Source organism: Cupriavidus sp. GA3-3 (assembly GCF_000389805.1).
Lineage (GTDB): Bacteria > Pseudomonadota > Gammaproteobacteria > Burkholderiales > Burkholderiaceae > Cupriavidus > Cupriavidus necator_D.
Genome location: NZ_KB944461.1, coordinates 525,692 through 551,444, shown reverse-complemented (window position 1 = coordinate 551,444; position 25,753 = coordinate 525,692). Strand labels below are relative to the sequence as shown.

24 protein-coding genes are annotated in these 25,753 nt (G+C 68.0%); 13 read left to right on the top strand and 11 right to left on the bottom strand.

What is annotated here, in order from left to right; translation table 11 throughout:
• Positions 1-686 precede the first annotated feature (686 nt).
• Positions 687-2,603 (top strand): DEAD/DEAH box helicase, encoded by a 1,917-nt coding sequence (locus C265_RS05225; RefSeq protein WP_010813605.1) that lies wholly within the window; start codon positions 687-689, stop codon positions 2,601-2,603.
• Between the two features lie 81 nt (positions 2,604-2,684).
• Here the strand turns inward: C265_RS05225 and C265_RS05220 are convergent, their stop codons facing one another.
• Both C265_RS05220 and egtD read right to left on the bottom strand, forming a co-directional pair.
• A complete protein-coding gene (locus C265_RS05220) occupies positions 2,685-3,941 on the bottom strand; it encodes an SUMF1/EgtB/PvdO family nonheme iron enzyme (protein ID WP_010813606.1) in 1,257 nt (418 codons plus the stop codon).
• Positions 3,942-4,085: 144 nt separating this feature from the next.
• Positions 4,086-5,183, bottom strand: coding sequence for an L-histidine N(alpha)-methyltransferase (gene egtD, locus C265_RS05215; RefSeq protein WP_010813607.1), 1,098 nt, complete (start codon positions 5,181-5,183; stop codon positions 4,086-4,088).
• Positions 5,184-5,704: 521 nt separating this feature from the next.
• Between egtD and C265_RS05210 the strand changes: the two genes are divergently transcribed.
• The 3 genes from C265_RS05210 (at position 5,705) to C265_RS05200 (ending at position 7,841) form a co-directional block, all read left to right on the top strand.
• Positions 5,705-6,406 carry a TerC family protein gene (locus C265_RS05210; RefSeq protein ID WP_010813608.1) on the top strand — a complete coding sequence of 234 codons (702 nt, stop codon included), beginning with the start codon at positions 5,705-5,707 and terminating at the stop codon, positions 6,404-6,406.
• Positions 6,407-6,549: 143 nt separating this feature from the next.
• Entirely contained in the window at positions 6,550-7,344 is a 795-nt protein-coding gene (locus tag C265_RS05205) for a thymidylate synthase (protein WP_010813609.1), read from the top strand.
• The gene (locus C265_RS05200; protein ID WP_010813610.1) at positions 7,341-7,841 is read left to right on the top strand and encodes a dihydrofolate reductase; all 501 of its coding nucleotides are present in this window, start codon (positions 7,341-7,343) and stop codon (positions 7,839-7,841) included. The genes C265_RS05205 and C265_RS05200 overlap by 4 nt, the downstream gene beginning before the upstream one ends.
• A gap of 66 nt (positions 7,842-7,907) precedes the next feature.
• Here the strand turns inward: C265_RS05200 and pmbA are convergent, their stop codons facing one another.
• Positions 7,908-9,275 (bottom strand): metalloprotease PmbA, encoded by a 1,368-nt coding sequence (pmbA, locus tag C265_RS05195; protein WP_010813611.1) that lies wholly within the window; start codon positions 9,273-9,275, stop codon positions 7,908-7,910.
• A gap of 49 nt (positions 9,276-9,324) precedes the next feature.
• Here pmbA and yjgA point away from each other — a divergent pair, with 49 nt between their 5' ends.
• Together yjgA and mog are read left to right on the top strand one after the other, a co-directional pair.
• The gene (yjgA, locus tag C265_RS05190) at positions 9,325-9,945 is read left to right on the top strand and encodes a ribosome biogenesis factor YjgA (protein ID WP_010813612.1); all 621 of its coding nucleotides are present in this window, start codon (positions 9,325-9,327) and stop codon (positions 9,943-9,945) included.
• A complete protein-coding gene (gene mog, locus C265_RS05185; protein WP_010813613.1) occupies positions 9,942-10,580 on the top strand; it encodes a molybdopterin adenylyltransferase in 639 nt (212 codons plus the stop codon). Before yjgA ends, mog begins: the two co-directional genes overlap by 4 nt.
• A gap of 48 nt (positions 10,581-10,628) precedes the next feature.
• Here mog and C265_RS05180 read toward each other — a convergent pair whose 3' ends face one another.
• Together C265_RS05180 and orn are read right to left on the bottom strand one after the other, a co-directional pair.
• Positions 10,629-11,510 carry an AEC family transporter gene (locus C265_RS05180; protein ID WP_010813614.1) on the bottom strand — a complete coding sequence of 294 codons (882 nt, stop codon included), beginning with the start codon at positions 11,508-11,510 and terminating at the stop codon, positions 10,629-10,631.
• Positions 11,511-11,605: 95 nt separating this feature from the next.
• A complete protein-coding gene (orn, locus tag C265_RS05175) occupies positions 11,606-12,232 on the bottom strand; it encodes an oligoribonuclease (protein ID WP_010813615.1) in 627 nt (208 codons plus the stop codon).
• A 227-nt stretch (positions 12,233-12,459) separates the two neighbouring features.
• Here orn and C265_RS05170 point away from each other — a divergent pair, with 227 nt between their 5' ends.
• The 3 genes from C265_RS05170 to C265_RS05160 are packed head-to-tail and all read left to right on the top strand — an operon-like array spanning position 12,460 to position 15,014.
• Entirely contained in the window at positions 12,460-13,707 is a 1,248-nt protein-coding gene (locus C265_RS05170; protein ID WP_010813616.1) for a M48 family metallopeptidase, read from the top strand.
• Entirely contained in the window at positions 13,704-14,675 is a 972-nt protein-coding gene (gene rsgA / locus C265_RS05165) for a ribosome small subunit-dependent GTPase A (RefSeq protein WP_010813617.1), read from the top strand. The genes C265_RS05170 and rsgA overlap by 4 nt, the downstream gene beginning before the upstream one ends.
• Positions 14,676-14,708: 33 nt before the next feature.
• Complete coding sequence (locus C265_RS05160; RefSeq protein ID WP_010813618.1) at positions 14,709-15,014, top strand: putative signal transducing protein; 306 nt, start codon at positions 14,709-14,711, stop codon at positions 15,012-15,014.
• A gap of 25 nt (positions 15,015-15,039) precedes the next feature.
• Here the strand turns inward: C265_RS05160 and C265_RS05155 are convergent, their stop codons facing one another.
• Positions 15,040-16,035 (bottom strand): CobD/CbiB family protein, encoded by a 996-nt coding sequence (locus tag C265_RS05155; protein ID WP_010813619.1) that lies wholly within the window; start codon positions 16,033-16,035, stop codon positions 15,040-15,042.
• A gap of 178 nt (positions 16,036-16,213) precedes the next feature.
• A complete protein-coding gene (locus C265_RS05150) occupies positions 16,214-16,912 on the bottom strand; it encodes a pirin family protein (protein ID WP_010813620.1) in 699 nt (232 codons plus the stop codon).
• A gap of 152 nt (positions 16,913-17,064) precedes the next feature.
• Between C265_RS05150 and C265_RS05145 the strand changes: the two genes are divergently transcribed.
• Entirely contained in the window at positions 17,065-17,985 is a 921-nt protein-coding gene (locus C265_RS05145; RefSeq protein ID WP_010813621.1) for a LysR family transcriptional regulator, read from the top strand.
• 11 nt (positions 17,986-17,996) lie between these two features.
• Positions 17,997-18,929 (top strand): tRNA glutamyl-Q(34) synthetase GluQRS, encoded by a 933-nt coding sequence (gene gluQRS, locus C265_RS05140; protein WP_010813622.1) that lies wholly within the window; start codon positions 17,997-17,999, stop codon positions 18,927-18,929.
• A 61-nt stretch (positions 18,930-18,990) separates the two neighbouring features.
• On the opposite strand, the gene C265_RS05135 is transcribed toward gluQRS, so the two are convergent.
• Complete coding sequence (locus C265_RS05135) at positions 18,991-20,493, bottom strand: DEAD/DEAH box helicase (protein WP_176844223.1); 1,503 nt, start codon at positions 20,491-20,493, stop codon at positions 18,991-18,993.
• A 318-nt stretch (positions 20,494-20,811) separates the two neighbouring features.
• Between C265_RS05135 and C265_RS32465 the strand changes: the two genes are divergently transcribed.
• Positions 20,812-20,958, top strand: a complete 147-nt coding sequence (locus tag C265_RS32465) for a hypothetical protein (RefSeq protein ID WP_010813624.1) — start codon at positions 20,812-20,814, stop codon at positions 20,956-20,958.
• A 152-nt stretch (positions 20,959-21,110) separates the two neighbouring features.
• On the opposite strand, the gene C265_RS05130 is transcribed toward C265_RS32465, so the two are convergent.
• On the bottom strand, positions 21,111-22,739 hold the full coding sequence (locus C265_RS05130) for an acyl CoA:acetate/3-ketoacid CoA transferase (RefSeq protein WP_010813625.1): 1,629 nt from the start codon (positions 22,737-22,739) through the stop codon (positions 21,111-21,113).
• Between the two features lie 180 nt (positions 22,740-22,919).
• On the opposite strand from C265_RS05130, the gene C265_RS05125 reads away from it, so the two are divergent.
• Positions 22,920-23,699 carry an IclR family transcriptional regulator C-terminal domain-containing protein gene (locus tag C265_RS05125; protein ID WP_010813626.1) on the top strand — a complete coding sequence of 260 codons (780 nt, stop codon included), beginning with the start codon at positions 22,920-22,922 and terminating at the stop codon, positions 23,697-23,699.
• Between the two features lie 528 nt (positions 23,700-24,227).
• On the opposite strand, the gene C265_RS05120 is transcribed toward C265_RS05125, so the two are convergent.
• Both C265_RS05120 and C265_RS05115 read right to left on the bottom strand, forming a co-directional pair.
• Positions 24,228-24,581 (bottom strand): DUF1428 domain-containing protein, encoded by a 354-nt coding sequence (locus C265_RS05120; RefSeq protein ID WP_010813628.1) that lies wholly within the window; start codon positions 24,579-24,581, stop codon positions 24,228-24,230.
• Between the two features lie 78 nt (positions 24,582-24,659).
• Positions 24,660-25,577 (bottom strand): LysR family transcriptional regulator, encoded by a 918-nt coding sequence (locus C265_RS05115; protein ID WP_010813629.1) that lies wholly within the window; start codon positions 25,575-25,577, stop codon positions 24,660-24,662.
• Positions 25,578-25,753 lie beyond the last annotated feature (176 nt).

Sequence of the window (25,753 nt, the reverse complement as noted above, 5' to 3'; positions counted from 1 at the left end):
CATGATGCATGAAGCGGACGCCCATCCGGACCACCCGGAGAGTCGCAGGAAGTCTGGCGCGTGGAGTCAATGACCGCAGTGCTCGCCGCGAACAGCGGCCCAATGCCGCTGCAGGAGGTCAAGCGGGAGCGTTTTCGTCCGCCCCGTGCGGGCATCCTGTGTGCTCGCGCCTCCAGTATAGGCGGGGGTTTTCGGCTTTCAACCAGCGTGGCGCGGGGCGCGTCCGGAAGGTGACGAGCGCCTGACATATCCGGTTACGTTTTCGCAGTGCAACAAAAATTCCGTACTCTGCTATAATCCGCGCCGTGAGTTTCGCAACTGTGAGATCCGCCAAACGCCCGGCTTCCTGCCGCGGCGAATCCGCTGCCCTCCCAAGCTCTGTTTCCTCGCTGCCGGACGCCTAGTCATCACTTCATGGCCCCAGCCGCCCAGCAGAACGCACCGCTCACCTGACGTCGCCTCGTCTCCGATCCTGTTGAACAGCCTGAAACCTGAGCTGTTTGCCTGCCAGGGATACGGCCGGACCGCCTAGCGGGACCAGCCACCGCCCTGCCTGCCGCCGTACTGCCAGCTGTGTCTGTCGTAACGGCCTCACCGATTGGCGCCGAAGCCTTTTTAAGACTTTGCACTGCGCCCACCCCATTTTGCTTTGCCGGGGTGCCATGCATTTATTTGACCATTCCGACATGACCCAGCACGACATTCGTGCGGAGCAAGCTATTGCCTCCGCGACCGACGCTTCGATCACTTCCGACGCTGCCCAGAGCCCGCTCGACAAGCTCGACGCCCTGCTCAACCCCAGCCCGGCAGTTGAAGAAGCCCCGGCCGTGGAAAGCGGTTTCGCCACGCTTGGCCTCGATGCGGCCATCCTGCGCGCCCTCTCCGAACTGAACTACAACACGCCCACGCCGGTGCAGGCCCAGGCCATCCCGGCCTTCCTGGCCGGCCGCGACCTGCTGGTCTCGAGCCAGACCGGCTCGGGCAAGACCGCCGCGTTCATGCTGCCCGCGATCCAGCGCATCAGCGAAATGCCGGCGCCGCAGCGCGCGACCGAGCCCGCCAAGCGCATGAAGGGCAAGCGCCCGCGCCCGTCGCCGGCGCAGCCCGCACTGCTGGTGCTGACCCCGACGCGCGAACTGGCCCTGCAGGTGACCGAGGCCGCCGCCAAGTACGGCCGCAACCTGCGCCGCATCGTCTGCGCCAGCATCCTGGGCGGCATGCCCTACCCCAAGCAGCTGGCCGCGCTGGCCAAGATGCCTGACATCCTGGTGGCCACGCCGGGCCGCCTGCTCGACCATATCGACGCCGGCCGCATCGACCTGTCGGCCCTGCAGATGCTGGTGTTCGACGAAGCCGACCGCATGCTCGACATGGGCTTTGCCGACGACATCGACGCCATCGTCAATGCCACCCCGGCCACGCGCCAGACGCTGATGTTCTCGGCCACGCTGGATGCGCGCATTGCCCAGCTGGCCTCGCGCCAGCTGCGCGACCCGCAGCGCATCGAGATCGCCGCGGCCCGCGCCGACCAGAGCCATATCGAGCAGCGCCTGCACTTCACCGACGACATGTCGCACAAGGAACGCCTGCTGGACCACCTGCTGCGCGACGCGACGCTCAAGCAAGCCATCGTCTTCACCGCGACCAAGCGCGATGCCGATTCGCTGGCCGAGCGCCTGTCCGACACCGGCTTTTCGGCCGGCGCGCTGCACGGCGACATGACCCAGGGCGCGCGCAACCGCACCCTGACCGCGCTGCGCCGCGGCAACCTGCGCGTGCTGGTGGCCACCGACGTGGCCGCGCGCGGCATCGACGTGCCCGATATCACCCACGTGGTGAACTTCGACCTGCCCAAGCAGGCCGAGGACTACGTGCACCGCATCGGCCGTACCGGCCGCGCGGGCCGCTCGGGCACCGCCATCAACCTGGTGAACCACAACGACATGTTCCAGTGGAAGCGCATCGAGCGCTTCACCAACCAGCGCATCGACGCTTCGGTGATCGAAGGCCTGGAGCCGCGCCGTTCGCCCAAGCCGCGTTCCAACTTCGGCGGCAAGCCGGGTGGCGGCCGTGGTGACTTCCGCGGCAATGGCGGCGGCTACCGTGGCGGCGAACGCAGCTTCGGCGACCGCAAGTTCGGCGGCGGCGAAAGCCGCACCGGCTTCGGCGAGCGCAAGTTCAGCGGCGAGAGCCGCGGCTTCGGCAACCGCCCGGAAGGCGCACGCCCGTTCGGTGACGACAACCGCGGCGGCTTCGGCAATCGTGAAGGCGGCTACCGTGGCCAGGGCCAGGGCGGCCAGGGCGCCGGCTACCGCGGCGCCAACGACGGTGCGCGTGGCTTCGGCAACCGCGAAGGTGGCCGCAGCTTCGGCGACGACAACCGCGGTGGTTTCGGCAACCGCGACGGCGCCGCCCCCCGCAGCTTTGGCGACAACAACCGTGGTGGCTTCGGCGACCGCACTGGCGGCGGCTATCGTGGCAACACCGGTGGCAACGGCGACGGCCGCAGCTTCGGCAACCGCGACGGCAACCGTGACGGCAATCGCAGTTTCGGCGGCAATGGCAGCGGCAACCGCAACAGCCGTTCGCGCTACGAGCGTTGATGCGGTGGTGCGCTAAGCGCACCTACCAGGCAGAAGAAAGGGCACCCTCGGGTGCTCTTTTTTGTTGTCGCGTACAGCCCGCTACGGCGCGCAGGTGCGAAAGCCGATGAAGGACAGGTCGTCCTCCGGCAACCGCGCCCACCTTGCCCGCACATGGCGCAGCCGCGCGGGGCTGGCGAACGACACACCGCGCACCGCCTGGTGCGTGCCGAAGCGCCCCACCACCTCGCTGTCTGACGGCGCGGCGGCAAACCCGGCGTACGGCTCATAGGGCGTGGCAGTCCACTCACGCAGCGTCCCCCACTGCAGGCCGCGGTTCTGCGTCGCGGCAAGCTCCCATTCCGATTCCGCCGGCAGGCGCCGCCCCGCCCACACGCACCACGCCTGCGCCTCGTACAGCGTGACATGGCGCACCGCCTCATCCGGATTGAGCGTGCGCCGCGTTCCGAAGCGCTCCACCATCCAGGCGCGCGATTCCGGATGGCGCGACCAGTAGCGCGGCGCCGAGCGTTCCTGCGTCATCAGCCACTGGCGCCCCGCTGCCGACCACCACGCCGGGTGCTCGTAGCCGCCGTCCTCGACGAACTCGAGAAACTGCGCGTTGCTGACCGGCGCCATGTCCATTTCAAACGCGGGCACGTAGGTGGGCTGCGGCGGCAGCTCATCGGGCCAGGCAAAGCCGTCGGGATCGCTCCAGCCGAGTGTGAAGCGACCGCCCGGGAAATGCAGGGTGCCGCCATGCCCCGCAGGCTGCACCGGACCGGCGCCGATGGCCTCCGCGGGAGCCATGCCCAGCGCCTGCAACAGCGCGGCCACGCCTTCGCCCTGGGCATCCTCATGCAGCAGCGCGCGGCGGTACGGGTACAGGGTCAGGTCGCTGTCGTCGGCCAGCAGCGCAATCCGGCGCAGCACGCCGTCGAGCACGTGGCCGGCGTAGCGCTTGACCACCGCGACGTCGGGCAGCGTGACCTCCCAGCGCTCGTCGGGGCCGATGCGGTCCGGGTCGAACCACTCGTCGGCGCCGTCCAGCAGCGACGGCTCAGATGCCACCGGCACCGGCACGCCGCCGCGGTCCACCTGGCGCACGCCGCGCAGGCACCACCACTCCGCATGCCAGGCCACGTGCCCGAGCGTCCACAACGGCGGATCGGCATCGTACTGATGCGGCACGTCCCAGGCGCGGCGCGTCTGCCCGAACGGTGCCAGCCACGCCAGCGTGCGGTTGCGCGCATCGACCAGCGCCTGCGCCAGCCCTTCACGCGGCAGCCGGCGCGGGTCGGACCAGGTCGCCTTGCCGCCGGTGAAGTAGAGATCGGGAAGCATGGGAAAGCCGCTCATCGGGAAAGTCCGTGCAGGGGAGTGAACAGTGGACAGGCAGTGACCGAAGCAGGCAACTGCTGGCCCGGCGCTCGCACGCCAGGCCGGCCGCGGTCATTATGACACTACCTGCCATCCCCGCCGGATGGCGCCCGCGCGGGCGGATCAGCCGCGCGCGTGGAACACGGCGAACCAGCCGCTCGGGTCGGTCCAGTACACCGGGTCGTCAAACCCGGCGGCTTCCAGCAAGAGCGTGAAGTCCTCCGGGCGGTACTTGTAGGAGTCCTCGGTATGAATCCGTTCGCCGGCGGCAAACTCGCGCGCGCCGCCCTGCCACTGCACGCGCACGTCGCGGCAAGCCTGCAGGTGCATCTGGATGCGCGAGGCCGCGCGGTCGAAGCTCGCCACATGGCGCCAGTCGTCCAGCGAGAAATCCGTGCCGACGATGCGGTTCACGTTGCGCAGCACGTTGCGGTTGAACGCGGCGGTGACGCCCAGCGCATCGTCATAGGCAGACACCAGCGTGGCTTCGTCCTTGTGCAGGTCGACCCCGATCAGCACGCCGTCGCCGCGCCCGGCCGCGCCACGCATGCGCTGCAGCAACGCCAGGGCCTCGACCGGGGCGAAATTGCCGATGCTCGAGCCCGGATAGAAGAACAGCCGCCTGCCGCGCCTGACGTTGGCGGGCAGATCGAACGGCGCACACAGGTCGGCGCCCAGGCCCAGCATCGGGATGTCGGGATGCTGCTGCTGCAGCGACGACAGCGTCGCGCGCAGGAACTCTATGGAGATATCCAGCGCCACGTACTGCGCCGGGCGCAGGGTGCCAAAGAGCCTGGCAGCCTTTTCGCAATTGCCCGCACCCAGGTCCACCAGCACGCAGCCGCTGCCGGCACGCGCGGCGATGGCGGGCGCCGCGCTGGCAAAGATCGCGGCCTCGGTACGGGTCGGGTAGTACTCTGGCAGGTCGGTGATGGCTTCGAACAGGCGCGAGCCCAGCACGTCGTAGAAGAACTTGGGGCTGATGGCGGCCTGCCCGGCACGCAGCCCGGCCAGCACCTGCTCGCGCAGCGCGCCGCTGTCCTCGCGGTACTGCTGCACGAACTCCGGCTGGGGCGGCTGCCGGTGCGCGCGGCCATTGGCCAGCGCGACCAGGGCGGGCGGTGCGGCCGCATGGCCGTTGTGGTGGTTCAGGGGTGGGAGAGGTGTCTGCGGGGCTTTTTTCTGGAAGGGGGTATTCGGCGGATTCGGGACAGCCGGCATGTCGTTTCCTTGTGTGGTCGCGAATGGTCACTGCTTCACTGCGTATTCCCCAAGGCCGCGCTGTGCATGTCGTGCGCGCCGGTCTCCGCAACGCCTCCCTGTGCCGTCCGGGACGCATCGGGCGAAGCCGAACCTAAAGGATAGGCCCATCCGGCGGATCGCGCACCGCCGATCGCCGGATGCGCCGCACGCAGCACATCAAGAACTTTGAGTCAGTATCTTTCCTAATGGGGCATATCCCTTGCAGTTCGTTTATAATCCCGCCCAGCGCGGCCCCGAAACGGGTCGTGTCCCTCAAAGGGGAGTAGCTCCGGGGCCCATGCCCTTAGCACAATCGTCATTCCGGGACCCTTGTCCCCGGTTGTGCTGACTACCGGCGTGCATACCGCGCCAGTGGTCGAGCAAGACCTTTGCAACCTGGACTTCATGGTTTGCAAAGGCGCCCCCACGCTCCCGTGCTACGTGAAACCAGGCGAACCCGATACGCGCACTTGCGCTGATTTGTACCCTGAGGAGAGTTCATGGAGTGGTTTACCGATCTGTTCACGATGCAGTTCCTGACGGCACTGCTGTCCATCGTCGTCATTGACCTGGTGCTGGCTGGAGACAATGCCATCGTGATCGCCCTGGCGGCGCGCAACCTGCCCGCCCACCTGCAGAAGAAGGCCATCATCTGGGGTACCGTCGGCGCCGTGGTGGTGCGCTCGGCCATGACGATCGGGGTGGTCTGGCTGCTGAAGATTCCGGGGCTGATGCTGATCGGCGGCCTGGCGCTGGTGTGGATTGCCTACAAGCTGCTGTCCGACGAAGGCGACGGCGAGGGGCACGGCTCGGGCGCCTCGACCCTGTGGGGCGCAATGAAGACCATCATCATCGCCGACGCGGTGATGGGCGTGGACAACGTGCTGGCGGTGGCCGGCGCCGCGCACGGCAGCTTCCTGCTGGTGGTGCTGGGCCTGCTGATCAGCATCCCGATCGTGGTGTGGGGCTCGAGCCTGGTGCTCAAGCTGATGAGCCGCTTCCCGATCATCATCTACCTGGGCGCAGGCGTGCTGGCGTTCACGGCAGTCAAGATGATCGTGCACGAGCCGATGATCAAGGCGTTCTTCGAAGCCAACCCGGTGGTCAACTGGGGCCTGTACGTGCTGATCGTCGGCGGCGTGCTGGGCGCCGGCTACCTGGTGCAGAAGCGCCGCGTGCAGCAACCGGCCGGCAGCCACTAAGGCGGCAAGCCGTGCCAGGCATGGCCGGGGCACCCGCCCCGGCCATGCCTCTGAAGGGCCATCCTGAGGGATGGCCCTTTTGCTTTAAAATGCCAGCTTTGCGGGACCAGTACCCGCGTCACTCCCGATCCCGCCCCGCGCCGATGAAACAGTACCTCGACTTCATGCGCCATGTGTACGAGCATGGCACCGACAAGGCCGACCGCACCGGCACCGGCACGCGCTCGGTGTTCGGCTACCAGATGCGCTTCGACCTGCGCGCAGGCTTCCCGGTGGTGACCACCAAGAAGCTGCACCTGAAGTCGATCATCTATGAATTGCTGTGGTTCCTGCAGGGCTCGACCAACGTGCGCTGGCTGCAGGAGCACGGCGTCACCATCTGGGACGAGTGGGCCGACGAGAACGGCGAACTGGGCCCGGTCTACGGCTCGCAATGGCGCTCGTGGCCGACGCCGGACGGCCGACATATCGACCAGATCACCGACCTGGTGGCGCAGATCCGCGCCAATCCGGATTCGCGCCGCCTGATCGTGTCGGCCTGGAACGTGGCCGACATCCCGCGCATGAAGCTGCCGCCCTGCCACGCGTTCTTCCAGTTCTACGTGGCCGATGGCCGGCTGTCGTGCCAGCTCTACCAGCGCAGCGCCGATATCTTCCTGGGCGTGCCGTTCAATATCGCCAGCTATGCGCTGCTGACCCACATGATGGCGCAGCAGACCGGGCTGGAAGTGGGCGACTTCGTCTGGACCGGCGGCGACTGCCACCTGTACAACAACCATTTCGAGCAGGTGCAGACCCAGCTGGCGCGCGAGCCGCTGGCGCTGCCGCAGCTGAAGATCCTGCGCAAGCCCGACAGCATCTTCGACTACCGCTACGAAGACTTTGAACTGGCCGGCTACCAGTCGCACGCCGCCATCAAGGCACCGGTGGCCGTATGACGCTGCTGACACTGGTCGTCGCCCGCGCCCGCAACAACACCATCGGCCGCGACAACACGCTGCCGTGGCGCCTGCCGGAAGACCTGGCGCACTTCAAGCGCACCACCATGGGCGCGCCCGTGATCATGGGCCGCAAGACCTGGGACTCGATCGGCCGCCCGCTGCCGGGGCGCCGCAATATCGTGGTCAGCCGCAACCCGGACCTGCGCATCGAGGGCGCCGAGGTGGCGGCCTCGCTGGAAGATGCCCAGCGCCTGTGCGTGGGCGCGGAGCAGATCTTCCTGATCGGCGGCGCGCAGCTCTACGCCGAGGCCATGCCATGCGCGGACCGGCTGGTGGTGACCGAGATCGATGCGGATGTGGAAGGCGATGCCTTCTTCCCGGCGATCGACCGCACCCAATGGGTGGAGACCGCGCGCGAGACGCATCATTCGGAGGCCAATGGCTTCGACTATGCGTTCGTCACGTACGAGCGGCCGCCGTCGGACGAGTCGTAAGCCGTTGCGCGGGCAATAAAAAAGCAGGCCGTCAGGCCTGCTTTTTTATTGGGTGGCGCGCGCCGCTCAGGTGCCGGCAATCGTCATCTGCTCGAGCAGGATCGAGCCGGTTTCCTTGGTGCCGCGCACCAGCGAGTCCGCGCCGATGGCGACGATCTGCTGGAACATCTCGGCCATATTGCCGGCGATGGTGATTTCCTCCACCGGGTACTGGATCACGCCGTTCTCGACCCAGTAGCCCGAGGCGCCGCGCGAATAGTCGCCGGTCACGTAGTTGACGCCCTGCCCCATCAGCTCGGTCACCAGCAGGCCGGTGCCGAGCTTGCGCAGCATCGCCGGGAAGTCGTCGCCGGGCTCGGTCAGCGAGCTGGTCAGTGTCAGGTTGTGCGAGCCGCCGGCGTTGCCGGTGGTCTGCATGCCGAGCTTGCGCGCGGAATAGGTCGACAGGAAATAGCCCTGCACCACGCCGTCGCGGACCACGTCGCGGGCACGGGTGCGCACGCCTTCCTCGTCGAACGGGGCGCTGCCCATGGCGCCGGGGGTGTGCGGCTGCTCATGGATCTGGATATGCGGCGCAAACACGGCCTGGCCCAGCGAATCGCACAGGAACGTGGATTTGCGGTACAGCGCGCCGCCCGACACCGCCTGCACGAAGGCGCCCAGCAGCCCCGCGGCAAGCGGCGCCTCGAACAGCACCGGGCAGCGGCGCGTGGATAGCTGGCGCGCCTGCAGCCGCGCCAGCGCGCGCTCGGCGGCGTAGCGGCCGATGTCCTCGGGCGCGGCCAGCGCCAGCGGCGAGCGCTTGGACGAGTACCAGTCATCGCGCTGCATGCCGCTGCCGCTGCCGGCGATCGGCGCGCACGAGATGAAATGGCGCGAATACGGGTAGCCGCCCGAGAAGCCGCGCGTGGTCGCCAGCACGAACTGCGAATGCTGCGCCGACACGCTGGCGCCGTCGCTGTTGCGGATGCGCGGCGACACCGCGAAGGCGGCGGCCTCGGCGCGGGTGGCAATGTCGATGGCGCGCTCGGCGTCCAGCGCCCACGGGTGGAACAGTTCCAGGTCCTGCGGCGCGCGTTCCAGCAGTTCTTCCTCGGCCAGGCCGGCGCAATCGTCCTCGGCCGTGAAGCGGGCGATGTTGTAGGCGGCCTCGGCAGTGGCGCGCAGCGCGGCCGGCGAGAAGTCCGAGGTGCTGGCATTGCCGCGGCGCTTGCCGATCATGACCGTGACCCCGACCACCTTGTCGCGGTTCTGCTCGATGGTTTCCACCTGCCCCTTGCGTACCGATACCGACAGGCCGCTGCCTTCGGAGATCTCGGTGGCGGCGTCGGTCGCCCCAAGTTCGCGTGCAACGCGCAGCACATCGGCGGCCATCTCGCTGAGCTGGGCCTGGGTGTAGGTGAAGTGCGCGGTCTGTTCTGCGATCTGGTCCATGCTGGGCGGGTGTCATCAAAAGTCCAAGCGGCAATCATAGCAAGATAAAATGCCGGGCATGACGCGAAATTCCCGTAATCCGAATGGCTCGCGCTTTCCCGGAGGCTTTGCGCCCGAACCGGAAGACGACGAACCGAAAAGCAAGTCGCAGCGCAAGCGCGAAATGACCGCCCTGCAGGACCTTGGCGCCGAGCTCGAAGCCCTGGCCAAGGACCGCCTGGCGCGCGTGCCCATGCCCGAAGCGCTCGCCGACGCCATCCACCAGGCCCGCCGCATCAACAGCCACGAGGGCAAGCGCCGCCAGATGCAGTTCGTGGGCAAGATCATGCGCGGCCTCGACGACGAAGAGGTCGAGGTGATCCGGCAAGCGCTGGAGGGCTTCAAGGGCACCAGCAAGGCCGAAACCGCCCGCATGCACCTGATCGAGCGCTGGCGCGAGCTGCTGCTGGCCGACGACGCGGCGCTGACGCGCTTCCTCGCCGAGCACCCCGGCATCGACGTGCAGGCGCTGCGCAATACCATCCGCAACGCGCGCAAGGAAAAGGAGCAAGGCAAGCCGCCGCGCTATTTCCGCGAGCTGTTCCAGGCGATCAAGACGGCGCTGGATGCGAAGGACGGCAAGGCCGGCGCCGCCGCGGACCAACCCCCTACCCCGGAGCCCGAGGCATGACCCAGACCACGCAGCCGGTAGTCCGCAACCATCCCGATGAACTCGTTGTCGGCTTCGTTTCGATCTCGGACCGCGCCTCGGCCGGCACCTACCAGGACGAAGGCATCCCGGCGCTGCGCGAGTGGTTCGGGCGCACGCTGACCACGCCCTGGCAGGCGGTGGAGCGGCTGATCCCGGACGAGCAGGCGCAGATCTCGCGCACCCTGATCGACCTGGTCGACGTGGCCGGCTGCGACCTGGTGCTGACCACCGGCGGCACCGGCCCGGCGCGCCGCGACGTGACGCCCGAGGCCACGCTGGCCGTGGGCACCAAGGAAATGCCCGGCTTCGGCGAGCAGATGCGCCAGGTCAGCCTGCATTTCGTGCCGACCGCGATCCTGTCGCGCCAGGTGGCGGTGATCCGCGAGACCGCCAGCCGCGCCGCGCTGATCGTCAACCTGCCCGGCCAGCCGCGCGCCATCCGCGAGACCCTGGAGGGCCTGCGCGATGCCGATGGCAAGGCCGTGGCGCAAGGGATCTTTGCTGCGGTGCCGTATTGCATCGACCTGATCGGCGGCCCCTACATGGAAACCGATGAGGCCGTGGTCAAGGCCTGGCGCCCGAAGAACGCCGTGCGGGCCAAGCCCGCGGCGTAATCGCCAATCCCCGCAGGCGCGCGCCTGCGGGCTCCCCTTCCCCGCGCCTCAGCGCAAGCCCAGATACAACCCCACCGGCACGAACACCACCGCGGCGATGTTGCCCAGCAGCACGATCGACGCCACCTGGTCCGGCTCCTGCCGGAAATGGTCCGCCACCAGGAAGTTCAGCACCGCCGGCGGCAGCGCGGCAAACACAAAGAGCAGGCCGCGCTGCAATTCGGTCAGCGGCACCCACTGCGCCAGCAGCAGCGCCACCGCGATTCCCGTCAGCGGGCAGGCCGCGGCGCCGACCAGGCCCATGCCCCAGTTGCGCAGGCTCACGTCCTTCATGCGCACGCCCAGCGCAAACAGCATCAGCGGCACGGTGGCGTCGCCCAGCAGCTTGACCGACTGGTATACCGGGTCCGGCAGCGTGAACCATGGCCGCGCCAGCGCCAGCGCCACGCCCGCCACGGTGGCCAGCACCATGGGGTTGCGCGCGATCTGCGCCATCGACGCATGGCGGTTGACGATCTTCATGCCGATGGTGAAGTGCATCAGGTTCGATGCCGCGAACAGCGCCACCGCCGGCGCCAGCCCCGCCGGACCGAAGGCAAATACCGACAGCGGCAGCCCCATGTTGCCGCAGTTGTTGAACATCATCGGCGGCACGAAGGTGCGCGGATCGGCCTTCAGCAGCCGCGCCAGCGCCCACGCCAGCACGCCGGAGCCCAGCACCACCGCCACCGCGCAGCCCAGCAGCACCAGCTGGTCGGCCAGCACGAAATCCTTGCTGACGAAGGCCGACACCACCAGCAGCGGTGCGATCACGTCCAGCGTGGCGCGGTTGATGCCGGCCATGTCCGGATGGGCCTTGCGCCCGTACAGCCACCCGACCAGGATGATCAGGATGACCGGCGTGATGATGGAGACGATGCGCTCAAGCATGGGCAGGCGGGCGGGACGCGCCCCGGCGGCGGCCGCCCCGTGCGGGCGGCCCGTCGCTTGCAGTGGGTTGTTGTTCCGGGAGCAGCCGGCCCCGCTTATTGCGCGGGCGTGCCGGCGGCCGGCGCGTCCGCTGCCGGTGCGGCGCCCGGCGCGGTGTGCCGGATAAAGTGCGTGCGGTAGTAGCGCAGTTCTTCGACCGATTCCAGGATGTCGGCCAGCGCCGTATGCAGCTGGCGCTTGATAAAGCCCTTGTGGATGGCCGGCTCCCAGCGCTTGCACAGCTCCTTCAGCGTGGACACGTCCAGGTTGCGGTAGTGGAAGAAGGCCTCCAGCTTGGGCATGTAGCGCGCCATGAAGCGGCGGTCCTGGCAGATCGAGTTGCCGCACATCGGCGACTTGCTGGCCGGCACCCAGCGCTTGAGGAAGGCCAGCAGCTCGGCCTCGGCCTGCTCTTCGGTCAGGGTCGATGCCTTGACCTTGTCGATCAGGCCCGAGCGGCCGTGGGTGCCCTTGTTCCAGTTGTCCATGCCATCGAGCACGGCGTCGCTCTGGTGGATCACCAGCACCGGGCCTTCCGCCAGGATATTGAGTTCGGAGTCGGTAACGACGATCGCGATTTCGATGATGCGATCGGTATCCGGCTGCAGGCCGGTCATTTCCATGTCCAGCCAGATCAGGTTGTTTTCGCTTTTGACGGATTTGGCGGTGGCTTGGCTTGTCATCGGGACTGCGGAAGATAGGGATTTCAGGGAAGCGGCCGCGGCGGGGGCGGGCGCGAACAATTTATAATTCTCGCATATCCGTCCGGAATGGCCGTTTGCGCACCAGCGCCGGGGTGTTTTCCGGATATCCCGGACCACCGCCTGCCCCACCCCGGGGCTCGGCGGTTCCAACGGACGCCCGCCGCGCACAATGCGGGGCGCCCGCACCCACAACAAGGCTCTTGCCGATGTTCACGATTGTCTTTCTCGCCGCCCTGGTGCTGATGGTGCTGACCAGGCTCTGGCTGGCCGCCCGCCAGGTCCGGCATGTGGCGCAGCACCGCAATGCGGTGCCGCCGCGCTTTGCCGACACCATCAGCCTGGCCTCGCACCAGAAGGCCGCGGACTACACCATCGCCCGCACCCGGCTGTCGATGCTCGAGGTGCTGGCCGGGGCCGCGGTGCTGATCGGCTTCACCATGCTGGGCGGGCTGCAGTGGCTCAACCAGTCCTGGCTGGACACTTTCGGCCCAGGCTATGCCTATGGCGTGGCGCTGGTGGCCAGCGTGGCGCTGATCGGCGGGCTGGTGGACCTGCCGTTCTCGCTGTACGGCCAGTTCGGCATCGAGCAGCGCTTCGGCTTCAACAAGATGACGTTCGGCCTGTGGCTGGCCGACATGGCCAAGATGCTGGTGGTGGCCTGCGCGCTGGGCCTGCCGCTGCTGCTGGCGGTGCTGTGGCTGATGGAGCGCGCCGGCTCGCTGTGGTGGGTCTGGACCTGGCTGGTGTGGATGGCCTTCAACCTGTTCCTGCTGGTGGTGTTCCCGACCTTTATCGCACCGCTGTTCAACAAGTTCGAGCCGCTCACCGACGAATCGCTGCGCCAGCGCATCGAGGCCCTGATGAAGCGCTGCGGCTTTGCCAGCAAGGGCCTGTTCGTGATGGACGGCAGCAAGCGCAGCGCCCACGGCAATGCGTATTTCACCGGCTTCGGCGCGGCCAAGCGCATTGTCTTCTTCGACACGCTGCTGGAGCGCCTGTCGGGCGACGAGATCGAGGCGGTGCTGGCACATGAGCTGGGCCACTTCAAGCGCCGCCACGTGACCAAGCGCATCGTCGTCACCTTTGCGCTGAGCCTGGTGTTCCTGGCGCTGCTGGGCTGGCTGGCCACGCGCAGCTGGTTCTACACCGGGCTGGGCGTGGTGCCCAACCTGGGCGTGTCCAACAACGCGCTGGCGCTGGTGCTGTTCTTCCTGGCGCTGCCGGTGTTCACCTTCCTGCTGGGGCCGCTGTCGAGCCTGTCGTCGCGCCGCCATGAGTTCGAGGCCGACGCCTTTGCCGCCGACCAGACCGATGCCGGCAACCTGGTGTCGGCGCTGGTGAAGCTGTACAAGGACAACGCCTCGACGCTGACGCCGGATCCGCTCTACAGCGCCTTCTACTACTCGCATCCGCCCGCCGCGCAGCGGATCGACCGCCTGCTGGCGCACGCATGAGCCGCGCCACGCGTCACCGCAACGCCGGCGGCGGCAGCCATGCCGGCACGGCCACCGAATCCGCGCTGATCATCGCCGCCCATGGCCGCCACTACGTGGTCGAGCTGGGCGACGGCACGCGCATGCATGCCTTCCCGCGCGGCAAGAAGAGCGACTGCGCGGTGGGCGACCATGTCAGCGTGGAACGCGCCGCCGCCGACCAGTGCGTGATCACCGCGGCCTCGCCGCGCAAGAACCTGCTGCACCGCTCCGACCAGTTCAAGTCCAAGCTGCTGGCCGCCAATATCGACCAGGTCGTGATCGTGCTGGCAACCGAGCCGGGCTTCTCCGAAGACCTGCTCGGCCGCGCACTGGTGTCGGCCGAGGCCATGGAGATCCGGCCGCTGATCGTGCTCAACAAGACCGACCTGCCCGACCGGCTCGAAGAAGCGCGAGGGCGCCTGGCGCTGTACCGCGGGCTGGGCTACGACACGCTGGAGCTGTCGGTGCGCGCCGACCCGGCGCAGGCGCTGGCCGCGCTCAAGCCGCGCCTGGCGGGGCTGGCCAGCATCCTGATCGGGCAATCGGGCATGGGCAAGTCGTCGCTGCTGAACCTGCTGATCCCGGGCGTGGATGCGCAGACCCGCGAGATCTCGGCCAAGCTCGACTCCGGCAAGCACACCACCACCTTCACGCGGCTCTATCACCTGCCGGCCGAATGGGGCACCGTGGACGGCCATCAGGGTGCGCTGATCGATTCGCCGGGCTTCCAGGAATTCGGCCTGTACCACCTGAGCGAGGGCATGCTGGAGCGCGCCTTCCCGGAGTTCCGCCCGCTGCTGACCGGGTGCCGCTTCTACAACTGCCACCACGTCAACGAGCCCGGCTGCGGCGTGCTGGCCGCGGTCGCCTCGGGAGCGATCTCCGAGCGCCGCCACCAGCTCTACATGCAGTTGCTGCACGAATCCAACCAGCAGAAGCCGTGGTAAGGTAAGCGCACCTGGGTTACCCGGTGCGCTGCCATGAAACTGCTGCTGTCCGCCACTTCCCTCGTCCATGCAGCCCATTGCCGGAACGTCCTGCGGGCGGCCGGCATCCGGGCGGAATTGCGCAATACCTGGCTGGCCGGCGCGACCGGCGAGATCCCGTTCCGGGAGAGTGCGCCACAGGTGTGGCTGGTCGATGACGAGATGGAAGCGCAGGCGTGGGCGGTGCTCAATGCCGCCGCCAACCCGGCGCCGGGGCCGAGCTGGCAATGCCGCCACTGCCTGGAGTGGCACGAGGCCCAGTTCGGGGCCTGCTGGCGCTGCGGCGCGGCCCGCGACTAGCGCGCCGCCCCCTTTTTAACGCTGGTCAGCCGACCCAGAGCGCCAGCGACAGCATCGCCAGCAGCAGCATCCACAGCACCACCGCGCGCCATACCAGGCCCACGGCCGACTGCAGCGTGCGCACGCCGGGCTCGGTGCCGAATTCGGGCGGCACCGGTTCCGGGCCGCCGTTTTCCTCTTCCATGCCGGGCGCATAGTCCACGGCCGGGCCAGCCACGCTGGCGCGCAGCACCACGGTGGAATCATCCTCGGCCAGCGGCGTGCCCAGGCGCACGCCCAGCGCCCCGCCCCCACTGGCAAGCAGGATGCCGTTGACGGCATCGTTCCACTTGCGCGCATGGTTGCGCCAGGCGTAGACCGCGTCCTCGAAGTTGCCGACGATGGCAAAGCCGATCGCCGTCAGCCGCGACGGAATCCAGTCCAGCAAATAGAAGGCGCGCGCCGCAAAGCGGCCCAGCGCGGGGCTGCGCTCGGTCGAGGGCTGGTTCCAGTGGCGGCTCAGGTATTCGGCGGTGCGGTACAGCACCACCCCGCCGGGGCCGACCGGCACCAGGAACCAGAAGAACACGCCAAACACATGCCGGTGCACGGCGATGATGGCCGCCTCCAGCGTGTGCCGCACGATCTCGGAGACCGGCATCTCGACGGTGTCCAGGCCGGTCCACTCGTGCAGCAGCGTGCGCGCGGTATGGACGTCATCGCGGTTGAGGGCCTCGTGGATGTCGGTGAAGTAGTGGCTGAACTGACGAAAGCCCAGCGTCATGTACAGCACCAGCACATTCCAGGCGAGCGTCAGCGCCACGCTGATCGAGGCCAGCAGGTAGTGCACCACGATCACCGCCAGGGTCAGCGGCAGGACCACGGTCAGCCAGGCCAGCGCGGCATCGCGCGGGCGGCCGGTGTCGAAGGCGTGTTCCGCGCGGTCGCCGAGTGCGCGCACGATCTCGTGGATCGGGTTGTTGCGGCCCAGGGCGCGGAATTGTTCAGCGATCAGCGCCAGGAGAATGGAAACAAAGGTCATCTTGGTACGGGGTGTTCCAAGGGCACGCCTGGCCCTTCCGGGCTTGCCGGCGATGTGCCGGCGCAGGCGCAATGCATAGCGAGAAGATAGCACAGCGGTACCTGCCGGAGCCCGGCGCGCAATGCAAAAAGCAAAAGCCCGCCGAAGGCGGGCTCTCGCATGCGGCAATGAACGATGCTCAGGGCAGGTCGAACACCAGCACTTCGGCGCCATCGCCGCCGGACAGCGCGACCTCGCCCTCGGCTTCCAGCTTCGCCGCGTCGCCGGCTTCAAGCGCCTTGCCGTTGACCGTCACCCGACCGCGCGCCACGTGGATATAGGCGCGGCGGCCCGGCGCAAGCGCCAGCGTGGCAGCCTCGTCGCCATCGAACAGGCCGGCGTACAGGCGCACGTCCTGGTGGACCACCACCGAGCCCTCGGCACCATCGGCGCTGGCCACCAGGCGCAGCTGGCCACGCTTGTCGGCTGCGTCGAAATGCTTTTCCTCGTAGCCGGGCTCGATGCCGTTCTCGGCCGGCATGATCCAGATCTGCAGGAAGTGGGTGGTGTCGTGCGCGGCGTGGTTGTACTCCGAATGGCGCACGCCGGTGCCGGCGCTCATGCGCTGCACATCGCCAGGGCGGATCACGCTGCCGTTGCCGATGCTGTCCTTGTGGGCCAGTTCGCCCTCAAGCACGTAGCTGATGATCTCCATGTCGCGGTGGCCGTGCGTGCCAAAGCCCATGCCCGGCGCGACGCGGTCCTCGTTGATCACTCGCAGTGGCCCAAACTGCACATGCCGCGGGTCATAGTAGTCGGCGAACGAGAACGAATGAAAGGACTTCAGCCAGCCATGATCGGCGTAACCACGCTCTGCAGACTTTCTGATTTCAATCATTTTGATGGCCCTCCTTGAGCCTGTTTGCCCGCAAGCACTGGCTTGGTAACCGTGTCGCGGCATACGTTTTCGCTTTGATGCTAGGAAGTTTAGGGCTTGAGGCGTATATTTACGGGGATCGACTTAGAAGCAGTCATTCAGAATTTCTGAACATGGCCCTCTCGCTAGAATCCCTCGAAGTCCTCGACGCCATCGAACGCAAGGGCAGCTTTGCCGCCGCCGCCCACGAGATGGGCAAGGTCCCTTCCGCGCTGACCTACGTGGTGCGCAAGCTGGAAGAAGACCTGGACGTGCTGCTGTTCGACCGGCGCCGCCACCGCGCCGAGCTGACGCCGGCCGGACGCGCCCTGCTCGATGAGGGCCGCCACCTGCTGCATGCCGCCGATGACCTGGCACGGCGCGTCAAGCGCCTGGCCACCGGCTGGGAGGCTACCCTCACCATCGTGGTCGACGACCTGATCAACTTCCGCGCGCTGCTGCCGGTGATCCACGACTTCTACGCCGAGAACACCGCCACCCGGCTGCGCTTTTCCAAGGAAGTGCTGGGCGGCGCCTGGGATGCGCTGGTCAACAACCGCGCCGACCTGGTGATCGGCGGCGCCTACGATGCGCCCAGCACGCAGGGCTTCCAGATCCGGCCACTGGGCTCGATGCCGTTCGTGTTCGCGGTTGCCGCGCACCATCCGCTGGCCACCGAGGAAGGCCCGCTCACCACCATCCAGATCGCCAGGCACCGCATCGTCGCGGTGGGCGACACCTCGCGCAACCTGCCGGCGCGTACCCATGGCGTGCTGGCCGGGCAAGACGTGCTGGTGGTGCCCACCATGCGCGACAAGCTCGAGGCACAGATCCGTGGGCTGGGCTGCGGCTGGCTGCCGGCGCCGATGGCGCAACCCCATATCGAAAGCGGCGTGCTGCAGGCGCGCGAGACCGTCGAGGTGCGCGCGCCCGGCAACTTCAAGGTAGCCTGGCGCACCAGCAACCGCGGCAAGGCGCTGCAGTGGTGGGCCAGCAAGCTGGAAGACCCGCGCCTGGCGCAGGCACTGCTGCAGCAACCCGACTTCGCCGGCTGAGGGCAGGTCTCATGGCAGTGACAGCAACGACGGCAGCAACGACGGTTGCCGCGACCGGCTATCGCGGCCGCTTCGCCCCCTCGCCCACCGGGCCGCTGCATATGGGCTCGCTGGTCACCGCGCTGGCGAGCTGGCTGGACGCGCGCGCGCACGGCGGCCAGTGGCTGGTGCGCATCGAGGACATCGACATGCCGCGCTGCGTGCGCGGCGCGGACGACGACATCCTGCTCACGCTGGAACGCCTGGGCATGGCGCCGGACGAGCCGCCGGTATGGCAGAGCCGGCGTGAGCCGTTCTATGCCGATGCGCTGCGCCGCCTCGACGCCGCCGGGCAGCTCTACCCGTGCGGCTGTTCGCGCAAGGAGATCGCCGACTCACTGGTGCACGTGCGCGAGCGGCACCAGACCCTGGGCTATCCCGGCACCTGCCGCCACGGCCTGAACGGCAAGCTGCCGCGCGCCTGGCGCGTGCGCGTGCCGGACGGCCCGGCCGCCACCCTGTGCTTCGACGACCGCTGGCAGGGCCGCCAGTGCCAGGACCTGGAAACCGAGCTGGGCGACTTCGTGCTGCGCCGCGCGGACGGGCTGTGGGCGTATCAACTGGCGGTAGTGGTGGATGACGGCTTGCAGGGCATCACGCATATCGTGCGCGGCGCCGACCTGCTCGACTCCACGCCGCGCCAGATCCACCTGCAGCACCTGCTGGGCCTGCCCACGCCGGCGTACCTGCACGTGCCAGTGGTGGTCAACGAAACCGGCGAGAAGCTGAGCAAGCAAAGCGGTGCGCAGGCAATCGACACCACCGCACCGCTGGACGCGCTGCGCGAAGCCGGCACTCACCTGGGGCTGTCGAACCGCGCGGAAAATGTGAAGGACTGGCTTGCGCGCGCCACCGACGGGTGGCGCCAGTTGCTGGCCGATCTGCCGCGACCCCCGCACGGATAGCGCCCCCCCAAAAGCAAATGGCCCGCGCAGGCGGGCCATTTTCAGCTACGGCAGGATCAGATCAGGACTTGCGCGGCACGCCGCCCAGCAGGGCAGCCACCGGCCGCTTGGGCGCCTGGCGGCCGCGGCTCAGCGCGGCAGCCACTTCATCGGCCGCCTTGGCCTGGGCGACGCTGGCGGCGCTGGGCTCGTACGGGCGCGAGAAGAACGGATCATCCGAGGCACGGAACACCTGGCGGTTGGCGCTGTGCTCGTGGCGGCGCGGACGCTCTTCGCCCTCGCCGTTGCCGCGCGCGCGACGCACGTCGCTACGCTCGCGGCGGCGCTCGGTATCGCCCTGGCGGGCGCGCTCGCCGGTCGGGTCGAAGCCTTCCAGCTTGCCGCGCGGGATGCTGCGCTTGATCAGCTTCTCGATATCGGACAGCAGGCGCTCGTCATTGCCCGGCACGTAGATCGACAGCGCATCGCCGCTGGCGCCGGCCCGGCCGGTACGGCCGATGCGGTGCACATAGTCTTCGGCACTGTACGGCACGTCGAAGTTGACCACGCACGGCATGTCGGGAATATCCAGCCCGCGCGCGGCCACGTCGGTGGCGACCAGCGCGTCGATGGTGCCGCTCTTGAACCCTTCCAGCGTCTGCATGCGCTCGGTCTGGGTCTTGTCGCCGTGGATGGCGGCGGCGTTGATGCCCTCGCGCTCCAAATGGCGCGCCAGGCGCGAGCAGCCGATCTTGCTGTTGACGAAGACGATGCACTGGCGCGACAGCCCCTGCTCGGCGCGCTGCTTGAGCAGGTGCACGACCGCCGCCTGCTTGTGGCCGTCTTCGACCAGGTACACCATCTGGCGCACGTTCTCGTTGGTCGAGTTGCTGCGTGCCACTTCGATCGTGACCGGGTGCTTCAGGTAGCTGGAGGCAAGCCGCTTGATTTCCGGCGAGAACGTAGCCGAGAACAGCAGCGTCTGGCGATGCGCCGGCAGCAGGTTGATGATGCGCTGCAGGTCCGGCAGGAAGCCCATGTCGAGCATGCGGTCGGCTTCGTCCAGCACCAGCATCTGCACCTGCGACAGGTTGACCGACTTCTGCTGCACGTGGTCCAGCAGGCGGCCGGGCGTTGCCACCAGGATCTCCACGCCGCGGCGCAGGGCGTCGGTCTGCGGGTTCATGTCGACGCCGCCGAACACCACGGTGCTGCGCAGGTCGGTGTGCTTGGCGTAGCGCGCGACGTTGTCATAGACCTGGTCGGCCAGTTCGCGCGTGGGGGTCAGCATCAGCGCGCGCACCGGGTGGCGCGCCGGCGAGGCGCTGGCATTGGCCAGCGGCAGCAGGCGCTGGATGATCGGCAGCGCGAAGCCCGCGGTCTTGCCGGTGCCGGTCTGCGCGGCGCCCATCATGTCCTTGCCTATCAGCACGACCGGGATGGCCTGTGCCTGGATCGGGGTGGGCGTGGTGTAGCCCTGCTCGGACAAGGCGCGCAGGATGCGCGCGTCCAGGCCAAAGCTGTCGAATGTCTGCACGGCGGTCTGCCCCGCGGTAGTGGCTTCTGGTGCGTTCGTAGTGGTCATGGGTATCGGTGTCTGGCGGGAGGCGAACCCGGCACAAACGGATACGCGTCTGGAACTCATCTCGCCCTGACTCTCGCCTGGCGCCGGGAGGGTTCCGGCACGGCCATGCTGGCTGCAGCATTTGGCCAAGAGAATCAAAGACTTACATTTTAGCACCTCTGCCAGCACAGTGGGCATTCTGGCAGCGCCGTGCGACTGGCGCGACAGATGGCGGCACAGGCTGGCGGGATTTCAAGAAACTGTCATATCCACCACGCAAGATGCCGGCGGCGCGGCGGCCACGGCCGGACCGCGCCACCCCAACTCACCGAGACCTACATGGACTTCGAGCTTTTCCGCCAGACCTGCCAGCAGTTCCTGCGCACCTCCAGCCAGTTCCTTGGCCTGGCCGCGGCCGCCTGCCAGCCGGCGCTGCCCTTGCCGGCGCTGCCGGCCAGCCAGGCGCAAGGGCAGCAGCCCGCCTGAGCGCGGCTCAGTGCCGCGCCGGGATGAAGCGACAGCGGTTCAGTAATGTCATGACAGATCGTGGCGAGCCTCCTCGCGAACCGGTCATGGCCGGCCCGTCTGACTGATGCATATGGCGGCGGTGCTTGCCCGGCCGGCCGCGAATGACAGGATTACAGGTGCAGGGGCCCGGCCTGGAACAGCCGCGCATCCATTTCGCGCAGGTCCTGCGCAACGGCGATGGGCGTCGAGCACTGGTCGAGCACGTCGCGCTGCAGGTCCACGCCGGGGGCGATCTCGACCAGCGTGAGGCGGGCTTCGCCGTCTGCGCCAGCGCGCATCTCGAACACCGCGCGCTCGGTGATGTACAGCACCGGGATGCCGAGCGACGCCACATAGGGCCCGTTGAAGCTCAGGTGCGACACCTCAGGCACGATCTTCTTCACGCGGCCTTCGCGCACGATCTGCAGGCCGCCGTCGCCGGCGCGGACTTCCAGCCCGCCCGCCGTCAGCGTGCCCATGAACACCACCGCGCGCGCGCTCTGCGTGATGTTGATAAAGCCGCCGACGCCGGCAATCGATGCGCCCTCGCCTTCGCCGAACTTGCTGACATTGACGTTGCCGTGGCCATCCAGCTCGGCCAGGCCGAGGATGGCCAGGTCGATGCCGCCGCCCTCGTAGAAATCGAACTGCGCGGGCTGATCCACCACCGCCTCCGGGTAGGCCGAGGCACCGAAGCTGAGGCCATCCGCGGGCGTGCCGCCGATGGGGCCGGCCTCGACGGTCAGCGTGAAGCCGTCCAGCCCGGCCTGGTGCGCCAGCATGCCGACCGCTGCCGGCATGCCCACGCCCAGGTTGACCACGCGCGGCGCACGGCGCGCCAGTTCCATCACCGCACGGCGCTGCACGATGGTGCGCGCGTCGAGCGGGCCGGCAGCCACCGGCGCCGCTTCCGCTTCGGCCACTGCTGCCTCGCCCTGCCATGGCGTCACGTAGGCCGGGTTGTAGGATTCGGCAAACGTCATCTGGTGGTTGGCGGGGTTGTCGCAGACCACCACGTAGTCGACCAGGATGCCGGGCACGTGGATGGCCTGCAGGATCTCGTGGTGGTCGACCAGGCTTTCCACCTGCGCGATCACGATGCCGCCCGAGTTGTGGGCCGCCTGCGCCATCGCCAGCAGCTCATGGTGGAAGGCTTCGCGATGGGTGCTGAGGTTGCCGCGGGCGTCGGCCGCGGTGCAGCGGATCAGCGCGCAGTGGATCGGGAAGCTCGGGTAGAACAGGTATTCGTCGCCGCGGAAGTCGACCGCATCGACCCAGCATGCCTTGCCCTCGGCAATGGCCTGGCGCGCGCGCTCGTTGACGGCGCCGCCGTGGTAGCGCGCATCCTGCGCGGTGCGCGGGTCGACGAAGGTGTGCAGGCCGATCTTGGTCATCACGCCGGGCTTGCCGCCGGCGATGGCGCGGTATAGGTGCGTCAGCACGCCCTGCGGCAGGTTGTAGCCCTCGCACTGCTCGGCCATGGCCAGCGTGGCCAGCCGCGTGGCCGAGCGCCAGTGGCCGCCGACGATGCTGGCGGTCATGCCGGCATTGCCGAAGTGGTTCACGCCGCGCGCGCCGCGGTCGCCCTGCCCGGCCGAGTACACCAGCGTCAGGTCGCGCGGCAGCCCGCTCTGCAGGAAGCGCTGCTCCAGCGCCTCGGTCACGGCCTCGGCATGGCCGGCGCCGACAAAGCCCGCGCTGGCCACGGTCCAGCCGTCCTGCACCAGTGCCGCCGCTTCGCGTGCGGTGATCACCTTCATTGCTGTCTCCGGTTTCGTTGTGCCGTCCCGCATCGGTGGCGGCACGTTTTTCCGTGAATTTTGTTTTGCGAACATTTGTTCGGAAAACGCTATCATACGGACATGCCGGCCGCTGGCGCAAGTCCGGCGCGGCATGGAGAACCATATGATCTCCCCTTCATTTCCCCGTATTAAGCCGAAATGCCGCAAGCCGAAGCCGCCAAGAAAGACGAACTGCTGGAATCGCTGAGCAAGGGCCTGGCGCTGCTGCGCCTGTTCGCCGGCGGCGCGGAACGCCTGACCATGCAGGACGTCGCCGAGCAGCTCGACGTGACCCGCGCCGCCGCGCGCCGGCTGCTGCTGACCCTGGAGCACAACGGCTACGTGGCGCAGGACGGCCGCCACTTTGCGCTGACGCCGCGGGTGATAGAGCTCGGCTATGCCTACTTTGCCTCGATGAGCCTGCCGCAGGTGGCGCGGCCCTACCTGCAGGGGCTGTGCGAGTCCCTGGGCGAAAGCTGCTCGGTGGGCGTGCTCGATGCGGAATCCGTGGTGCTGGTGGCGCGCGAGGAGCCGCGCCAGCTGCTGCGCGTGGACATGGCGCTGGGACGGCGCATGCCGGCCTATGCGCATTCGCTTGGCCGCGTGCTGCTGGCCGGCCTGGACGATGACGCGCTCGAGGCCTACCTGGCAGGCGCCACGCTGCGCAAGCTGACGCCGTTCACGGTCAGCTCGCGCACGGCGCTGGCGCGCACGCTGCGGCAGGTGCGCACCGACGGCTACTGTGTGCTGGTGAGCGAGCTGGTGGACGGCTACGCCGGGATCTCGGTGCCGTTGCGCGACCAGGCCGGCAAGGCGGTGGCCGGGCTGGGCTTCAGCATGGTGCTGGGCAGCCGCGACCAGGCCCAGCTGGAGACGCGCTTCCTGGGGCCGCTGCGCGAGGCCGCCGCCCGCATCGAAACCATCCTGCAGGCGCGCTGAGGCGCCCGCGGCCCATGTAGAAAAGCCCCGCATGCCGGGGAGGCAGCGGGGCTCAAATGGTAGCGGGGCAATCTGCTCGACCACCCACGCCTTGATCCTGGCGCATCGCGCCACGGCGGACATCCCCCAAATGTGGGCCATTGCCATGCCGCGTTGCCGGCAGGCCGCAAACGCGCCCTGCGAAGCCTGTCAATCATGGCCCTGTCACATTCCTGAAGGAATCCGGGTTTTCGCCGAGCGGGTTTTCGCCAGCTTCCGGCCAACGTCCGGATGCGGTCTACTGGACTCACATCGACGGCCTGGCACCGCAAACGCCGGATCGCCGCAGCCGATGGTGCCTCAGAACAAGTCCAATGACCGGGAGACAGACCATGGTGACGAAGAAAGAAGACGCTTTCGTACTGAAGAACCTTCTCGCCCTCGCAGCAGTGGAAACCCTGGGTGGCGCGATTGCCCTGGGCATGGTCTTCCACCTGATCTGAACTCGCTTGCTGCGCGCCGGCGCTGCCACGCCGGCGCCCGGCGCGCTCACTCGTCGACAATCACCTCGAAGCCGCCAAAGATCATCCGCTGGCCGTCGAACGGCATCGGATCCATGCCTTCCTTCAGGCGCGGGTCGGCCATCGCCGCCTTCATGCCAGTGTCGCGCTTCTCGCGTGACGGCCACAGGATCCACGAGAACACCACCGCCTCATCCTCCTTGCGCTGCACCGCCATCGTAAAGGACGTGACCTTGCCTTCCGGCACATCGTCACCCCAGCATTCCACCACCTTCAGCGCGCCGTGCTCCTTGAACACCGCGGCTGCCTTCTGCGCCACCTGGCGATAGGTCTCGCGAGTGGCCTGGGGAACGGCCAGTACAAATCCGTCGATATAGGACATGGGCTTCACTCCTGGTCAGATTGAATCGTGCGAATCGGATCAAACGCGCGATGACTACCATAGTCCATCGCCGCGCCCTCAGCGGGTGGTCCGCTGCCCGCGCCGGTCGACCTCGAACACCATGTTTTCCCGGAAGCGCTGCCGTAGCCACTGCTCGGCCCGGCCCTGCGGCCGGCCCGACTTCGCCCAGATCAGGTCGACGCTGACCAGCCAGTCCGTGTACGGATAGGCCGCCAGGTCCAGTTCCACCAGTTCGCCGCGCTCCAGCGCCGCGCGCACCAGTTGCCGCGGCAGTGTGGCCCAGCCCAGCCCGCTTTTCACCATTTCGACCAGCGCCAGGTAGCTTTCGGCGCGCCACACCCGCGCCGCGCGCAGGTATTCGCTGGTGGGCAGCTTGTCGGCATGCACGCTGAAGGCCAGGCGCCGATAGGCGTGCAGGTCGGCAAACGAGACCTGTTCGCGCCCGGCCAGCGGGTGTCCCGGGTGCACCACATGCACCATGATCAGCTTGCCCAACTGCACGAAGGCGAGTTCCGGCGCGTAGTGCGGCTGCGCGAAGGCGATGCCGAGCTCGGCCTCGCCCTGCAGCACCAGTTCGCTGACATCGCCGTAGACCGGATTGCGAATGGTCAGGTCGACATACGGAAACTCCCGCTCGAATTCGGCCAGCACCGGCATCACCGCGTGGTACGGGATTTCGATCGCCAGCGTCAGCCCGGGCGGGTTGGCATCGGCCAGGCTGGCGGCATGGGCCTGCAGCAACAGGCAACGCTCCAGCACGGCTTCGGCCTCGGTCAGCAGCTTGCGGCCGGCCCCGGTCAGCGCCGGATTGCGGCTGCTGCGGTCGAACAGCGGCACGCCGAGGTCGATCTCCAGGTTGGCCACCGCCGCACTGACCGTGGACTGGGTCTTGCCCAGGCGCCGCGCGGCAGCGGAAAAGGAGCCTGTCTCAACCACCAGTGCGAATACCTGCAACTGGTCCAGCGAAAAACGCATGGCCACCCTCCCGCGACCCATCGACTGGATCGATAGGTATTGATTTGTTGTACCGATGAAGTTGCGGAGATGATGCCGCAACGGCCGAGGGATCACAAATCCCGGCAATCCCGGCCGGCGCTGCCCAATCCGCCCTGCCAGAGGCGGAAGCGGCTTCCATCGAAAAAGGAGACAAG

Coding starts and splice junctions, on each gene's coding strand:
- C265_RS05205 (WP_010813609.1), top strand. CDS start 6,550: ATGAAACAGTACCTCGACTTCATGCGCCATGTGTACGAGCATGGCACC.
- C265_RS05200 (WP_010813610.1), top strand. CDS start 7,341: ATGACGCTGCTGACACTGGTCGTCGCCCGCGCCCGCAACAACACCATC.
- C265_RS05130 (WP_010813625.1), bottom strand. CDS start 22,739: ATGAAGGTGATCACCGCACGCGAAGCGGCGGCACTGGTGCAGGACGGC.
- C265_RS05120 (WP_010813628.1), bottom strand. CDS start 24,581: ATGTCCTATATCGACGGATTTGTACTGGCCGTTCCCCAGGCCACTCGC.
- C265_RS05155 (WP_010813619.1), bottom strand. CDS start 16,035: ATGACCTTTGTTTCCATTCTCCTGGCGCTGATCGCTGAACAATTCCGC.
- C265_RS05160 (WP_010813618.1), top strand. CDS start 14,709: ATGAAACTGCTGCTGTCCGCCACTTCCCTCGTCCATGCAGCCCATTGC.
- pmbA (WP_010813611.1), bottom strand. CDS start 9,275: ATGGACCAGATCGCAGAACAGACCGCGCACTTCACCTACACCCAGGCC.
- C265_RS05180 (WP_010813614.1), bottom strand. CDS start 11,510: ATGCTTGAGCGCATCGTCTCCATCATCACGCCGGTCATCCTGATCATC.
- rsgA (WP_010813617.1), top strand. CDS start 13,704: ATGAGCCGCGCCACGCGTCACCGCAACGCCGGCGGCGGCAGCCATGCC.
- C265_RS05145 (WP_010813621.1), top strand. CDS start 17,065: ATGGCCCTCTCGCTAGAATCCCTCGAAGTCCTCGACGCCATCGAACGC.
- C265_RS05150 (WP_010813620.1), bottom strand. CDS start 16,912: ATGATTGAAATCAGAAAGTCTGCAGAGCGTGGTTACGCCGATCATGGC.
- C265_RS05115 (WP_010813629.1), bottom strand. CDS start 25,577: ATGCGTTTTTCGCTGGACCAGTTGCAGGTATTCGCACTGGTGGTTGAG.
- C265_RS05170 (WP_010813616.1), top strand. CDS start 12,460: ATGTTCACGATTGTCTTTCTCGCCGCCCTGGTGCTGATGGTGCTGACC.
- yjgA (WP_010813612.1), top strand. CDS start 9,325: ATGCCGGGCATGACGCGAAATTCCCGTAATCCGAATGGCTCGCGCTTT.
- C265_RS05225 (WP_010813605.1), top strand. CDS start 687: ATGACCCAGCACGACATTCGTGCGGAGCAAGCTATTGCCTCCGCGACC.
- C265_RS05220 (WP_010813606.1), bottom strand. CDS start 3,941: ATGAGCGGCTTTCCCATGCTTCCCGATCTCTACTTCACCGGCGGCAAG.
- gluQRS (WP_010813622.1), top strand. CDS start 17,997: ATGGCAGTGACAGCAACGACGGCAGCAACGACGGTTGCCGCGACCGGC.
- mog (WP_010813613.1), top strand. CDS start 9,942: ATGACCCAGACCACGCAGCCGGTAGTCCGCAACCATCCCGATGAACTC.
- C265_RS05210 (WP_010813608.1), top strand. CDS start 5,705: ATGGAGTGGTTTACCGATCTGTTCACGATGCAGTTCCTGACGGCACTG.
- egtD (WP_010813607.1), bottom strand. CDS start 5,183: ATGCCGGCTGTCCCGAATCCGCCGAATACCCCCTTCCAGAAAAAAGCC.
- C265_RS05125 (WP_010813626.1), top strand. CDS start 22,920: ATGCCGCAAGCCGAAGCCGCCAAGAAAGACGAACTGCTGGAATCGCTG.
- C265_RS32465 (WP_010813624.1), top strand. CDS start 20,812: ATGGACTTCGAGCTTTTCCGCCAGACCTGCCAGCAGTTCCTGCGCACC.
- C265_RS05135 (WP_176844223.1), bottom strand. CDS start 20,493: ATGACCACTACGAACGCACCAGAAGCCACTACCGCGGGGCAGACCGCC.
- orn (WP_010813615.1), bottom strand. CDS start 12,232: ATGACAAGCCAAGCCACCGCCAAATCCGTCAAAAGCGAAAACAACCTG.